General features: G+C 64.5%; 10 protein-coding genes and 1 tRNA gene. 5 read left to right on the forward strand and 6 right to left on the reverse strand.

The features are described from left to right. Positions 1-3 precede the first annotated feature (3 nt). Both AC59JP_RS20320 and AC59JP_RS20325 read left to right on the forward strand, forming a co-directional pair. Positions 4-885, forward strand: a complete 882-nt coding sequence (locus AC59JP_RS20320) for an acyl-CoA thioesterase (protein ID WP_497327599.1) — start codon at positions 4-6, stop codon at positions 883-885. A 139-nt stretch (positions 886-1,024) separates the two neighbouring features. Continuing rightward, a complete protein-coding gene (locus tag AC59JP_RS20325; RefSeq protein WP_497327600.1) occupies positions 1,025-3,805 on the forward strand; it encodes an AbfB domain-containing protein in 2,781 nt (926 codons plus the stop codon). Positions 3,806-3,862: 57 nt separating this feature from the next. Here the strand turns inward: AC59JP_RS20325 and AC59JP_RS20330 are convergent. Further along, positions 3,863-3,939: transfer RNA gene (locus AC59JP_RS20330), tRNA-Leu, on the reverse strand. Between the two features lie 143 nt (positions 3,940-4,082). On the opposite strand from AC59JP_RS20330, the gene AC59JP_RS20335 reads away from it, so the two are divergent. Together AC59JP_RS20335 and AC59JP_RS20340 are read left to right on the forward strand one after the other, a co-directional pair. Continuing rightward, entirely contained in the window at positions 4,083-4,721 is a 639-nt protein-coding gene (locus AC59JP_RS20335) for an ANTAR domain-containing response regulator (protein ID WP_497327601.1), read from the forward strand. Between the two features lie 166 nt (positions 4,722-4,887). After that, on the forward strand, positions 4,888-6,231 hold the full coding sequence (locus tag AC59JP_RS20340) for an ABC transporter substrate-binding protein (RefSeq protein WP_497327602.1): 1,344 nt from the start codon (positions 4,888-4,890) through the stop codon (positions 6,229-6,231). A 329-nt stretch (positions 6,232-6,560) separates the two neighbouring features. Here the strand turns inward: AC59JP_RS20340 and AC59JP_RS20345 are convergent, their stop codons facing one another. From AC59JP_RS20345 to AC59JP_RS20360, 4 genes are read right to left on the reverse strand one after another with little or no spacing between them, the layout of a single operon-like run. Continuing rightward, positions 6,561-7,373: an ABC transporter ATP-binding protein gene (locus AC59JP_RS20345; protein ID WP_497327603.1), complete on the reverse strand. Its 813-nt coding sequence runs from the start codon at positions 7,371-7,373 to the stop codon at positions 6,561-6,563. After that, on the reverse strand, positions 7,370-8,389 hold the full coding sequence (locus AC59JP_RS20350; RefSeq protein ID WP_497327604.1) for an ABC transporter ATP-binding protein: 1,020 nt from the start codon (positions 8,387-8,389) through the stop codon (positions 7,370-7,372). Before AC59JP_RS20350 ends, AC59JP_RS20345 begins: the two co-directional genes overlap by 4 nt. Further along, the gene (locus AC59JP_RS20355; protein WP_497327605.1) at positions 8,382-9,371 is read right to left on the reverse strand and encodes a branched-chain amino acid ABC transporter permease; all 990 of its coding nucleotides are present in this window, start codon (positions 9,369-9,371) and stop codon (positions 8,382-8,384) included. The genes AC59JP_RS20350 and AC59JP_RS20355 overlap by 8 nt, the downstream gene beginning before the upstream one ends. A gap of 3 nt (positions 9,372-9,374) precedes the next feature. Continuing rightward, entirely contained in the window at positions 9,375-10,670 is a 1,296-nt protein-coding gene (locus AC59JP_RS20360) for a branched-chain amino acid ABC transporter permease (RefSeq protein ID WP_497327681.1), read from the reverse strand. 319 nt (positions 10,671-10,989) lie between these two features. On the opposite strand from AC59JP_RS20360, the gene polA reads away from it, so the two are divergent. Beyond that, positions 10,990-13,653 carry a DNA polymerase I gene (gene polA, locus AC59JP_RS20365; protein ID WP_497327682.1) on the forward strand — a complete coding sequence of 888 codons (2,664 nt, stop codon included), beginning with the start codon at positions 10,990-10,992 and terminating at the stop codon, positions 13,651-13,653. Positions 13,654-13,737: 84 nt separating this feature from the next. On the opposite strand, the gene trxA is transcribed toward polA, so the two are convergent. Further along, on the reverse strand, positions 13,738-14,115 hold the full coding sequence (trxA, locus tag AC59JP_RS20370) for a thioredoxin (protein ID WP_497327606.1): 378 nt from the start codon (positions 14,113-14,115) through the stop codon (positions 13,738-13,740). Between the last annotated feature and the right edge of the window lie 45 nt (positions 14,116-14,160).

The following is a 14,160-nucleotide window of genomic DNA, read 5'->3' on the forward strand; positions in this document are numbered from 1 at the left end:
GGTGTGGGGACACCGGCACGAAGGTCGGCCGATCTCGAGGGTCTTCTCGACATACTGGATCTGACCGAGGTGGACGAGGACACGTTCGTCGGAAAGCACCCCGCGCAGGTTGCGAGCCGCACGTTCGGAGGGCAACTCGTCGCGCAAGCGCTCATCGCGGCCGGTCGTACCGTGTCCGGCAACCGCCCGGTCCACGCGATCAACGCCCACTTCATACGCGGCGGAGATGTCAAGGCGGACATCGAATATCGGGTCGAGCGACACCGCGACGGCCGGGCCTTCGCCAACCGTCAGGTCACCGCGTATCAGAACGGCAGCGAGCTGTTCGTGATGCTCGCGGCGTTCCAGGACTTCCGCGCCGGACTCGAGCACAGCGTGGAACTTCCCGAGGTGGCCTACCCGGAGGATCTACCGCCGCTCGGTAATCACTTCGAGGGTTACGAGGACCGGCTGCAGATGTTCGTCGACGCTCTCAAGCCTATCGACATGCGGTACGCCAACGATCCGGCCTGGATCATGCGTGGGACCGGGGAGAAGCTGAATCACAACCGCGTGTGGATGAAAGCCGACGGGCCACTGCCCGACGACCCGACGGTGCACGTTGCCACTCTCGGATATGCTTCCGACACAACGGTTCTCGACTCGATCATCACCACGCACGGTCTGTCGTGGGGTCTCGATCGCATCGTCGCCGCCACGGTGAACCACTCCATCTGGTTCCACCGTCCGTTCCGTTTCGACGACTGGATGCTGTATTCGACCGAGTCGCCCGTCGCTGCGGGTTCGCGCGGCCTGGCGACCGGTCGGTTCTTCGCACGCACCGGGGAACTGGTGGCAACCGTGGTCCAGGAAGGGCTGATTCGCCACTTTCCGTCTCGTGACTGATCCCTGCAGCAGGGGCGGAATGCCCGCCCCGCTGAGAGTGGATCCAAAACAGGATTCGAGTAGGTAAAAGAATCTTAAAACAGGGACAAAGACTGTTACGGTTCGCGAGGTTATAGGACCTAGCGAAAGAACATGGTTGATGAAACTGTCCCCATTGCGCACCCGAGTGGGTGTTGCTGTCGTCGTGCCGACGCTGCTCGCAGCCGGCGCGGTGGCCCTCGCGTCGTCCGGCGTCGCCGGTGCCGCGGCCCCCGGCCAATTCACGGTCAGCGGCTCGAGTATCGCGCTGACCCAGCCGGGGGATGCACTGCTCGGTCGAATGACTCCCGCGGCCGATGCCGACACCAAGGGAATGTTCGGCCCTCAGGTCGGATGGCCGGTCATCCCGGTTCACGCGAGCCTGCTCCCCAACGGAAACCTGGTCACCTACGGATCCCCGCTGTCCGAGGCACGGCAGGGCGGTTTCACCATCGACGAGTGGAATCCGCAGCTCGGCATGATCGACACCGCGCATTCGCAGGTCCCCTCCATGGCGTCCTACGACTCGTTCTGCTCGGCAATGCAAATTCTTCCGGACGGCCGCGTCATCATGGTCGGCGGCAACTCGACCATGAGCACCATGTACTACGACCCCGGCTCCAAGGCGGAATCCATGGGTCCGAGCCTCGCGCTGCAGCGGTGGTATGCGTCGGTCATGCGATTGCAGGACGACCGCATCCTCGTCCTCGGCGGTTCCGACTACTACAACACCCAGGCGTACACGCGCCCGGACGACGAGAACGGCGTGGCGCTTACCCCGGAGATCGGCGACGGTTCCGGAAACTGGACCAAGCTGTCGGGAATCCGCAGCACGCTGGCGTTCGGAGGCAAGGACAACCGTTACTGGTACCCCCGCACCTTCATCGCTCCGGACGGCAACATCTTCGGCATTTCGGGCGATCAGATGTGGAAGATGTCGGTCGCCAACAACGGAACGCTGAACGGCGTCGGAACCACCCCGAGCTTCGGGGGCGTCTCCGGAACCGCAGTCATGTACGAGCCCGGCAAGCTGATGCTCTCGGGCGGCGGCCAGGCAATGAACGAAGACGGCCGAACCGCCACCAACGCAACGACATTGATCGACATCAACGGATCGTCGCCCGTTGTGACCACCGCGGCTTCGATGCAGAGCAAGCGCAACTGGCACGGCGCAACGATCCTGCCGAACGGTGAGGTGTTCGCGAACGGCGGCACCACAGTCGGAACCCAGGGCGGCGCAGGCAATTCCATGACGACGGGCGAGATCTGGAGCCCCAGCACCCAGCAGTGGCGCGCCACGGCCACTGCCAAGCGCACCCGCACGTATCACTCGACGTCCGTTCTGATGCCGAGCGGATCGGTGTTCACCGGCGGCGGCGGCGTACCGGGACCGGAAGACAACTTCAACTCCGAGATGTACTACCCGCCCAACCTCTTCGCCAAGGGTTCGGACGGCAAGGTCGGATGGGCCAATCGTCCTCTCCTGACGTCGATCTCGGGTGACCTGACGTGGGGTGGATCCATCTCCCTCGGCACCAACGACACGCGTGGTATCGCGTCGGTGTCGTTGATCAGCGCCGGAAACTCGACGCACTCGGTGAATCAGGACCAGCGCCGAATCCCGTTGAACTTCACCCGCGACGGGTCCAAGCTCAACCTCTCGCTCCCGCAGAGCAAGAACACCGTCCCGCCCGGTACGTACCTGATCCAGGCCGTCGACTCGGCCGGCGTTCCGTCCCCGTCGCAGCTGGTTACCTTCCGCAACAACGCAGGCGGTCAGGTCAACGTGTTCCCCGCCGATCAGTCGGCAGCGAACGGTGTGGGCGGTGCCGGTCCGGCCGTGACCGGATCGGTCCCGCTGACCGTCGGCACCGCGGTCAGCATGGAGTCGGTCAGCTGGCCGGGATACCGCGTGCGTCACGGGAACTACAACGTGAACCTCGAGAAGGTGGACGCGAATTCGGCCACCATCGACAAGCAGGATTCGACGTTCATCGTCCGGCAGGGCTTGGCGTCACCGACCGGATTCTCGTTCGAGGCCGTCAATTTCCCCGGGTTCTTCATCAAGAACGACAACGGCCGAGCGAGGCTCGTGAAGGGTGACGGATCGGCCGGATTCGCCGCCGACGCAACCTTCCTCGCGGTCACGGGTCTGACCGGACAGAACACGTCGCTGGCGCTGTTCTCCGATCAGTCGAAGTTCCTGCGCCACCAGAACTTCCAGTTCGGATTCCCCACGTTCAACGGGGAACGAGGAGACGCCACCCTGGTCGTCCGACCGGGTCTGGTGGCCACACCGACCACGACGACGCCCACCACCACCACCACCGCTCCTCCGACCACGACGGTGCCGCCGACCACCACAACCGTGGCGCCGACGACCACAGTGCCGCCGACCACGACCGTAGCGCCGACGACGACCGTTCCTCCGACCACGACCGGGCCGATCACCGTCCCGCTGGCGGTGGGAACCAAGGTCGGTCTGGAGTCGGTAAGCTGGCCCGGATATCTGCTGCGCCACAACGGCTTCGAAGCCAAGTTGCAGCCGGTGAACGGTGCGTCCGACGCGGTGGCCAAGGCCGATTCCACCTTCGTCGTGCGGAGCGGCCTGGCCTCGAGTTCAGGAGTGTCGTTCGAGTCGGTCAATTTCCCCGGCTACTTCCTGAGGTCCGAGAACGGGAAGATGTGGGTGCGGAGAAACGACGGGACCTCGAGTTTCCGGTCCACGTCGACGTTCCTGCCGGGTACCGGCCTGACCGGGTCGAACACGTCGCTCAGATTGTTCTCCGACCAGCGGCGTTACCTGACCCACGCGAACTTCTTGTTCTACGCCAACCGAGACAACGGTTCGCCGTTCTTCAAGGGCGATTCGACGTTCATCGTGAGGCAGGGGCTGGGGTGATTTGGAGGGGACTGGGGTGATCTGGAAGGGACGGGGCTGACGTAGCCGCGCCGACCGTGGTGCCCTCGGTGAGACTCGAACTCACACTGCACGGGTTTTGAATCCGTTTCCTCTGCCAATTGGGATACGAGGGCGCGGTGATGAAGTGTAGAAGACGGGTGCGGTCGGCGCGGCACCGGTACCCTCGACTGGCCCCCGCCCCGCGCGGCGGCAAGACTGAGAGCCGGCGCCGGTGCGGTGTCGGACAACGGTTCACGTCGAAGGGGACTGATCGAAGATGGATGCTCCGACAGCGAGTTCCGACTCCACCGACTCCGCGGGAAGTGGCGCACCGGCGCGGCGGGTGTTGGTGGCCGAGGACGAGTCCCTGATCAGGTTGGACCTCGTGGAGATGCTGCGCGAGGAGGGGTACGACGTGGTGGGGGAGGCCGCCGACGGGCAGCAGGCGGTCGACCTCGCCACCGAACTCCGGCCCGATCTGGTGATCATGGACGTCAAGATGCCGCGGCGTGACGGGATCGACGCGGCGTCGGAGATCGCTGCGAATCGCATTGCGCCCGTTGTCATTCTCACGGCGTTCAGCCAGCGGGAACTCGTCGAGCGAGCGCGCGACGCCGGGGCCATGGCCTACATCGTGAAGCCGTTCACCAAGGCCGATCTTGTTCCTGCGGTCGAGCTCGCGGCGAGCCGGTTCTCGGAAATCTCGGCGCTCGAAGGTGAGGTCGCGGATCTGCAGGAGCGGCTGAACACCCGCAAGTTGGTCGAGCGAGCCAAGGGCTTGCTGATGACGTCGCAGTCGCTGTCCGAGCCCGATGCGTTCCGGTGGATTCAGCGGGCCGCGATGGACCGACGGACCACCATGAAGGCCGTCGCGCAGGTCGTCATCGAGACGCTCGACGCACCGCCTGCCGAGTAGTACGAGGCGCCACGCTACGGCGGTGTTAAATGACGCCTTCGGCAGATAACAGTCAGGTCACGAGGCCCTGCTGAGCGGGTCGCAAAACGCCGCGGGGAGATACCGTCACTCCCACGAGCGAACGCGGTCTCGATACGCGTCGCACAAATTTCTAGGAGACCTTTACATGGCAAAACGGACCATCGTCCGGACGGCTGCGGTTGTGGGCGTCGCATCGCTCGCACTCTTCGGCTGTTCGTCGAGCGACTCCGCTTCCGGCGGTGACACTTCCACGAGTGCCGCCTCGGGCGACTCGGCAGCGGCGGAGTCGACAGTCTCCACGGACTGCACCCCCGAGCAGGCAACAGCGGGTGCCACCCCGGTCACGACCCCGATGAAGATCGGCACGATCCTCCCCGAGACCGGCAGCCTCGCGTTCCTCGGACCGCCGGAAATCGCGGGTGTTCAGTTGGCAGTCAACGACATCAACGGAGCGGGCGGCGTTCTGTCGCAGCCCGTCGAGCTCCTCCCCGGCGACTCGGGTGACACCACCACGGACACCGCCAACACCACGGTCGACCGTGAGCTGTCGCAGGGCGTCGACGTGATCATCGGCGCCGCGTCGTCGTCCGTGTCGCTCAAGGTGATCGACAAGATCTCCAGCGCGGGAGTCGTCCAGTTCTCGCCGGCCAACACGTCCGACCAGTTCGTCTGCTACCCGGACAAGGGTCAGTACTTCCGTACGGCACCCACGGACGTTCTGCAGGCACAGGCACTCTCGCAGCTGATCGCCGAAGACGGTGGCCAGCGCGTGTCCATCCTCGCGCTCAACGACCCGTACGGCACCGGCCTCGCAGCCAACGCCCAGTCGGACCTCGAAGCTGCGGGCATCGCGTCGGATCAGATCCAGAAGATCATCTACGACCCCAACGCGCAGTCGTTCAACGCTGAGGTCGACCAGGTCAAGAGCTTCAACCCGGATGCCATCGCCGTCATCGGCTTCGACGAGTCGGCGAAGATCCTGACCCGTATGGCCGAGGTTGGCATCGGACCGTCGTCCAAGGCCGTCTACGGAGTCGACGGCAACATGGGCAACGCTCTCGGTGAGGCCGTCGCACCGGGCTTGCTGGCCGGCATGAAGGGCACCACGCCTCTCACCGACACGGGCCCGGCGTTCCAGGCGCGTCTGAAGGAGCTCAACCCGGCGCTGGTCGACTACAACTACGCCGGTGAGTCGTACGACGCAGTGGTCATCTCGGCTCTCGCTGCCGAGCAGGCAAAGTCCACCGGAGGAACGGACATCGCCGCGAACATCAACAGCGTCACCAAGGACGGAACGAAGTGCACCAGCTTCGCAGAGTGCCTGCCGCTGGTGAAGGCCGGAACCGACATCGACTACGACGGAATCACCGGTGAGCTCGCATTCACCGATTCCGGCGAGCCGTCGGTCGGATCCTACGGTCGCCTCGAATTCGGACCGGACAACAAGCTGATCGAGCCGACACCGGGATACATCGTCGTCAAGAAGTAACACCAGCTCGATCGATGGCCCGGATTCCTCGCGAATCCGGGCCATCGTCGTGTGTGGGGTCCGTTGCCGGGCACCGCGGTTCGCGTCAGGCACTCGCAATCGCACGGGCGCGAGACGATCCGGGGTGCACAGGGACGGCTGCCGCGCCCGACCGCGCTCCGGGCACCGCAGTTCGCGTCATGCACCCGCAATCGGATGGGCGCGAGACGATCCGGGGTGCCCAAGCGCCGCCCCGGCCCCGCCCCCCGCCCCAACACCTCTGCACCACAACGCAATCGGCCGCCCCGCGCTGAGGAGCGCGGGACGGCCGATGCGGCAGGGGTCGGTGCTTATTTCTTCTCTTTGCTTCCCGCCAACGTACCGAGGTACAGCTCGATCACCTTGGGGTCGTTCATCAGATTGGCGCCGGTGTCGGTGTAGGCGTTCTTGCCCTGGTCTAGAACATATCCGCGGTCACAGATCTGCAGGCATCGCCGGGCGTTCTGCTCGACCATGATGATCGACACGCCTGCGGCATTGATCCGCTTGCAACGAATGAACACCTCGTCCTGGAACATTGGCGACAGGCCTGCGGACGGCTCGTCGAGGAGGAGAACCGACGGTTCCATCATCAGTGCACGGCCCATGGCCACCATCTGCCGTTCGCCACCGGACAGGGCTCCGGCCTTGACCTTGCGACGCTCGCTCAGCAGCGGGAACAACTCGCTCACGAAGTCGAATCGCTCCGCGAACTTCTTGGGCCGCAAGTAGATTCCCATTTCGAGGTTTTCCTCGATGGTGAGCGACGGGAACACGTTCTGGGTCTGCGGGACGTATCCCACGCCCTTGGTGACCAATACGTGCGCCGCTGCCGACGTGATGTTGTCACCGCCCAGGGTCACCTGACCTTTGCGGATCGGAATGAGTCCGAACAGCGCCTTGAGCAGTGTCGACTTTCCGGCGCCGTTCGGGCCGATGATGCCGACGATCTCACCGTCGTTGAGGAAGAAGTTGCACTCCTTGAGAATGTCGACGCCGGGGATGTAGCCGGCCACCAAATTGTCCGCGCGAACGAGAGCGCCTTCGGCGAGCCGGGCATGTTCCTCGGGTGTTGCGGCGAATTCTGCGGCGGTCAGTTGTTGTCCTGCAGCCGATTCGGTCATGAGGGGTCCTTCTTCAGTGCCTGCGGTGTCACGTCGACGTCGGCCGCGGACAGGTCGCCGCCGGCCTCGAGGGTCTCCGCTTCGGCTTGTTCGAGTGCTTCGGCGAGTTCGGCCGTCGCCCCGACGGGGTTGCCGTTCTCGTCGAATTCGAGTGCCTGATCGTGGTGCGTTCCAAGGTACGCGTCGACGACTGCCTCGTTGTCCGCCAGTTGCGCGGGTGCGGATTCGGCGATCACGCTTCCCTGGGCCATCACGACGACCCAGTCGCTGATGTCGCGGATGACGTCCATGTCGTGCTCGACGAACACGACGGTCATGCCCTCGTCGCGCAACGACTTGATGTGACCCAGAAGGCTCTGCGTCAGTGCAGGATTCACACCGGCCATCGGTTCGTCGAGCATGACCACCGCCGGGTCGGTCATCAGTGCACGCGCCATTTCGAGCAGCTTGCGTTGACCGCCCGAGAGCGAGCCGGCGAGATCGGTGGCCTTGGCGTCGAGCTTGAAACGAGCCAGCAGTTCGTTGGCACGCTCGGTGACCTCGCGCTCCTGTGCTTTCCAGGTCCAGGGCAGGAGCGAATTGAAGATGCGCTCACCCTTCTGACCGGTGGCGCCGAGTCGGACGTTGTCGAGCACGGTCAGCTTCGACAGGGCCTTGGTGAGCTGGAACGTCCGCACGACGCCTTGGCGTGCGACCTGATGCGGGGTCATCTTGCCGAGCGACTTGCCGTCCATGGACCAGGTACCGGTGTCCGGCTGGTCGAACCCGGTGAGCAGGTTGAACAGTGTGGTCTTGCCGGCGCCGTTGGGCCCGATCAATCCCGTGATGCACCCTCGCTGAATTTCGAGGTGAGCGACGTCGACTGCCTTGAGGCCGCCGAAGGTTCTCGAGACGCCGTCGACGACGAGGGTCGGGTCCGGTTTCGCGACACCCGGAGTGTTGTCCACAGCCGCGAACAGCGACGAACGCTGCTCCTCGGACAGGGGTTTGCGTGAATCGACAGTTGTGTCAGGCATCGAGCTGAACCTCCCGCTTGTTGCCCAGTATTCCTTGCGGTCTGAAAATCATGAGCACCGCGATGAGGAGGCCGAGCAGGACGTAGCGAATTGCGCCGACCTGCTGCTCGGTCAGGTTGATGATCGGATTGTCGCCTGCCGACGCCTGGCGCAGCAGTACGTCGGGAATCGAGAGCAGGAACCAGAACAGCATGGCTCCGACGACCGGACCGAACACCGTGGCTGCTCCGCCCAGGATCAACGCTCCGAACGCGAAGAACGTCTGCGCAGTGGAGTAGAAGTCCGGGTTGATCGACTTGGTTTGCAGGGCGTTGAAGACACCGCCCGCGCCGCCGATCACGCCGCCGAGAACGAGCGCCTGCATCTTGTAGACGAAGACGTTCTTGCCCAGCGAGCGCGCTGCGTCCTCGTCCTCACGGACCGCCTTGAGCACGCGTCCCCATGGGCTGTGGGTCAAAAGGTAGACCAGGCCGCAGAGCAGCAGCACCAACGTCCAGCCGACGACCATTGCCCACAGGTCGTCGCCGTAGAACCGCACGCCGACGAAGTCGTACTGCTTGGCCGAGTCGAACGGGCTCAGCTTCGTGAAGGGGTCGGCGAACCCGAACAGGCCGTTGGTCGACCCGGTGACACCGTTGGTGGCCGTCGATCGAAACACGAGACGGAGAATTTCCGATGCTGCGATCGTGACGATGGCCAGATAGTCGGCTCGAAGTCGCAGCGTGGGAATGCCGAGTACCAGTGCGAGCAGACCCGCGGCGGCCAGGCCGACGAGAATGCCGAGCCACAGAGGCTGCTCGTACGTAATGGTCATGATGCCCACGCCGTATCCACCGAGCAGGGCGAACCCGATCTGGCCGAAGTTCAGCAGTCCGGCGTAGCCGAAGTGAAGATTGAGCCCGATCGCGAGCAGCGCGTAGAAGATGGCGGACGGCCCGATGAGCTGGGCCAACGAGATCTGAAGTGCTCCAACAATATCCATGGATCAGCCGATCCTTTGCCGCGAGCCGAGGATGCCTTGCGGCCGGACGATGAGGATGAGGATCAAGACGAGCAGTCCTCCGATGTACTTGAGGTCGGGGTTGATCACGAGAGTGGACCACTGCACCAGCAGGCCCACGATGACGCAGCCGAGCAGTGCGCCGTACGCCGTGCCGAGTCCGCCGAGCGTGATGCCCGCGAACATGAGGAGCAGGAGCTTGAAGCCCATTTCCCACTGGACGGTTCCGCCGAGCTCGGAGAGTCCGAACAGGACGCCGCCGAGGGCAGCGAGACCGCCGCCGAGGCACCACACGAAGGTGATGACCCGCTCGACGTCGATTCCGGACGACGCTGCGAGGTCCTTGTTGTCCGCGACCGCGCGCATCGCCTTGCCGATTCGGGTGCGCTGCAACATCAGTGCCACGAGAAGCAGCACCACGATGCTGATGATGATGCACGCGAGGTTCACGTTCGTGATGGCGAACGGACCCCACTCGTTCTCGGTCTGAGCGCGGTAGTCCACGAACGACTGCGAACGGTCGGAGTAGAAGATGAGGATGAGGTAGCGGAGGAGGATCGCCAGGCCGATCGAGACGACCAGCTGTGCGATCAGGCCGGTTCTGCGCCGTCGCAACGGTTTCCAGACGATCGCGTTGTTCAGCCATCCGACCGCGACGCCCACGATGATCGCGAGCACCGTCGCCGGGATCAGCTGAATACCCATCTTGACGTTGAACACCCAGGCCGCGACGGCGCCCAGGGTGACCAACTCGCCGTGCGCGAAGTTGGTCAGGCTCGTCGTTCCGAAGATGAGGCTCAGTCCGATCGCCGCGAGGGCGATGACGAGACCGAAGCGCAACCCGTCCACCGTGATGCGAATGAACTTCTCCCAGAACGGAACCACCGTGGCGGTCCGCGCTTCGCCGAACGAGAAGATGACGGTGTTCGACTGGCCCTCGGCGATCGTGCGCTGCACCGAACCCTGTACGGAGACGCCGTCGGGGAGCGTGTCCGCCACGACCTCGAACGTGTAGGCGCCGGGGGAGACGTCGAGTGTCCAGGCACCGTTGGCGCCCGACGTGGTGCGCGCAACCTCGGCACCGGACGAGTCCACCGCGCGGACATCGACACCGGCCAGGCGTTCACCCGCGTTGTTCAGTGCACCGCGGACGGTGATGGCGTCGGCGGGGGGAGTTTGCGATGTGGCCGGCGCGCTCGTGGCCGGTGCGGGTGTGGGAGTGGGTTCCTGGGCGAACGCGGTTCCGCTGAAGGTGGCGAATGCGATCAGACCGAGGAGCATGACGACGAGCGCTCGGCCGAGGCTGGTGAACACCAGCGCTCGGCTGTGCCGCCGCGGAGTCGTGGGGGGCAAGCTGGGTCCTCCGGACGATAGAACGATGTCGGCTCGGGCCGACGAGAGACGTGCTGGCGGATTAACTTCTGGCAATTGTGGGACTGTATCGGTTGAAGAGTCACCGAAACGCCGTCTTCAATTTCTTGGGTGTTTCGGTCTTGTTTCCTCCGCTGGATTCGCCCGCCGTGCGGGGGTCGCCGCGGTTGTCGGTGGGCCTCCCTAGACTGACCGAGTGAGCCCAGCGAAGTCAGCGACACCCACCCTGATGTTGATCGACGGCCACTCCGTCGCCTACCGAGCGTTCTATGCGCTTCCGGCAGAGAACTTCAAGACCACCAGCGGCCAGACCACCAACGCCGTCTACGGGTTCACGTCCATGCTGATCAAGCTCCTGCAGGACGAGTCGCCCACGCACATCGCCGCAGCCTTCGACGTGTCACGGCAGACGTTCCGCGCCGAGGCGTATCCGGAGTACAAGGCGAACCGGCTCAAGACGCCCGACGAGTTCTCCGGCCAGATCGATCTCACGAAGGACGTGCTCGGCGCGCTCGGCATCCCCGTGATGGCGGAGCCGGGTTTCGAGGCCGACGACATCATCGCCACGCTCACCACGCAAGCCGTCGAACTCGGATATCGGGTGTTGGTGGTAACGGGGGACCGTGACTCGATTCAGCTCGTGAACAAGAACGTCACCGTCCTCTACCCGCGTAAGGGCGTGTCCGACCTGACGCGCTTCACACCCGAGGAGGTCGAGGCCAAGTACGGCCTGACCCCGAGCCAGTACCCGGATTTCGCCGCGCTGCGCGGAGATCCGAGTGACAACCTTCCCGGCATTCCGGGGGTGGGGGAGAAGACGGCCACCAAGTGGATCAAGGAGTACGGCAGCCTCGAGGCGCTCGTCGATCGGGTGGACACCGTGCGCGGCAAGGTGGGGGACGCGCTGCGCGCCAACCTGTCCAGCGTGGTGCTCAACCGTCAGCTCACCGAGATGGTGCGCGACGTTCCCCTGCCGTACACACCGGACCAACTCCAGCTGCAGGCATGGGATCGCGACCGTGTGCACGCGCTGTTCGACGACCTCGAGTTCCGCGTTCTGCGTGACCGCTTGTTCGACACGCTCACCTCGGCCGAGCCGGAGTCGGACGAAGGCTTCGAGATCCGCGGCGGCGCCCTCGCACCCGGCGAACTGCCGGATTGGCTTGCTGCGCACGCCGATTCGGGGGAGCGGACCGGACTGTCCGTGGTCGGCACCCGATCGCCGTACAACGGCGAGGCCACTGCTGTCGCCTTCGCTGCATCGGACGGCGAGGGTGCGTATGTCGAAACCGTCGCGCTCACCGAGGCCGACGAGGCCGCGCTTGCGGCGTGGCTTGCCGATCCATCCAAGCCGAAGGCGCTGCACGAGGCCAAGTGGGCCATCCACGCGCTGCACGGGCGCGGCATGTCTCTGCAGGGCCTCACCAGCGACACGGCTCTCGCGGCATACCTCGTCCGCCCCGGGCAGCGCAGCTTCACCCTCGACGACCTCTCGCTGCGGTACCTGAAGCGAAACCTGCGGGTCGACGGTGCCGAGGACGCGCAGCTGTCGCTCCTCGATTCCGAGGACGATGCGCAGACCGCCGTTGCCGAGGGGCAGATTCTGCGCGCGCAAGCGGTCCTCGACCTGGCGGAGGCTCTGGACAAGGAACTGGTGCTCATCGAGTCCGTTCCACTGCTCTCGGACATGGAGTTGCCACTGCTCGAGGTGCTTGCGACCGTCGAACGCACCGGCATCGCAATCGATCTCGACCACCTTCACGATCTGCAGAGCAGATTCGCGGGCGAGGTGTCGGTGGCGGCCGAGGCGGCGTACGCGGTGATCGGTAAGCAGATCAATCTCGGATCGCCCAAGCAGTTGCAGGTCGTGCTGTTCGACGAGCTCGACATGCCCAAGACCAAGCGCACAAAGACCGGCTACACCACCGACGCCGAAGCGCTGCAGACGCTCTTCGAGAAGACCGAGCATCCGTTCCTGCGTCACATGTTGGACCACCGTGACGCCACACGGCTCAAGGTGACCGTCGACGGGTTGCTCAAATCGGTGTCCGACGACGGCCGGGTGCACACCACGTTCAATCAGACCATCGCGGCGACGGGCCGACTGTCGTCGACCGAGCCGAACCTGCAGAACATTCCGGTCAAGACGGCTGCCGGTCGCGAGATCCGCGAAGCATTCGTGGTCGGCGACGGGTACGACATGATTCTCACCGCCGACTACAGCCAGATCGAGATGCGCATCATGGCGCACGTATCCAAGGACGCCGGCCTGATCGAGGCGTTCAACACGGGCGAGGACCTGCACAGTTTCGTCGGCTCCCGCGCGTTCGGCGTGCCGATCGACGAGGTCACGCCCGAACTGCGCCGGCGGGTCAAGGCCATGTCCTACGGATTGGCGTACGGGCTCAGCGCCTACGGGCTCTCTCAGCAGCTCAAGATCTCCACCGAGGAAGCCAAAGAGCAGATGGACGCGTACTTCTCCCGGTTCGGCGGGGTGCGCGATTATCTGCACGAGGTGGTGGAGGCTGCCCGCAAGGTGGGCTACACCTCGACCCTGTACGGCCGACGCCGGTACCTTCCCGACCTCACCAGCGACAATCGGCAGCGCCGCGAGGTTGCCGAACGTGCCGCTTTGAACGCACCTATTCAGGGAACCGCGGCCGACATCATCAAGGTCGCGATGATCGACGTCCAGAAGGCGTTGGACGCGTCCGACCTGAAGTCGCGGATGCTTCTGCAGGTGCACGACGAACTCGTTCTCGAAGTGGTCGAGTCCGAGCGCGCGGAAGTCGAGGAGTTGGTGCGCAGCAAGATGGCGCACGTCATCGATCTGTCGGTGCCGCTCGAGGTATCGGTCGGAACAGGACGAACCTGGGACGGCGCCGCACACTGATCACGACGAGTAACAGAAAAGCCGGGCAGGCCCACGTGGACCTGCCCGGCTTTTTCTCGAAGTTCTGCTCGACAACCTGAACTTCTACTCGGCTGCCTGCTGTTCGGCCTGCTCCGCGATCTGCTTGCGTACGTCGTCCATGTCCAGTGCCTTCACCTGTCCCACGAGGTCTTCGAGGGCCGCCGGGGGGAGTGCGCCGGGCTGCGCGAACACGAGGACACCCTCGCGGAACGCCATGAGCGTCGGAATCGACCGAATGTTCGCGGCAGCAGCGAGTCCCTGCTCCGCCTCGGTGTCGACCTTGCCGAACACCACGTCGGGATGCGATTCGGACGACTTCTCGAACGTGGGAGCGAACTGACGGCACGGCCCGCACCACGATGCCCAGAAGTCCACCAGGACCACGTCGTTGCCGGTCACGGTGTCGTCGAAGTTCTGCTGGGTCAGTGTCTGCGTAGCCACGCTGTTCCTCTCGTGTGTCTTGTCAAGCTGTGTATAGGCGTCAAC

The organism is Rhodococcus sp. 320_ES, assembly GCF_059691855.1.

What these genes read in the sequence shown, in the direction of transcription:
- AC59JP_RS20340 (WP_497327602.1), top strand. Translation starts at nt 4,888, where the DNA reads ATGGCAAAACGGACCATCGTCCGGACGGCTGCGGTTGTGGGCGTCGCA.
- AC59JP_RS20355 (WP_497327605.1), bottom strand. Translation starts at nt 9,371, where the DNA reads ATGGATATTGTTGGAGCACTTCAGATCTCGTTGGCCCAGCTCATCGGG.
- AC59JP_RS20325 (WP_497327600.1), top strand. Translation starts at nt 1,025, where the DNA reads ATGAAACTGTCCCCATTGCGCACCCGAGTGGGTGTTGCTGTCGTCGTG.
- polA (WP_497327682.1), top strand. Translation starts at nt 10,990, where the DNA reads ATGTTGATCGACGGCCACTCCGTCGCCTACCGAGCGTTCTATGCGCTT.
- AC59JP_RS20345 (WP_497327603.1), bottom strand. Translation starts at nt 7,373, where the DNA reads ATGACCGAATCGGCTGCAGGACAACAACTGACCGCCGCAGAATTCGCC.
- AC59JP_RS20350 (WP_497327604.1), bottom strand. Translation starts at nt 8,389, where the DNA reads ATGCCTGACACAACTGTCGATTCACGCAAACCCCTGTCCGAGGAGCAG.
- AC59JP_RS20360 (WP_497327681.1), bottom strand. Translation starts at nt 10,670, where the DNA reads ATGCTCCTCGGTCTGATCGCATTCGCCACCTTCAGCGGAACCGCGTTC.
- AC59JP_RS20335 (WP_497327601.1), top strand. Translation starts at nt 4,083, where the DNA reads ATGGATGCTCCGACAGCGAGTTCCGACTCCACCGACTCCGCGGGAAGT.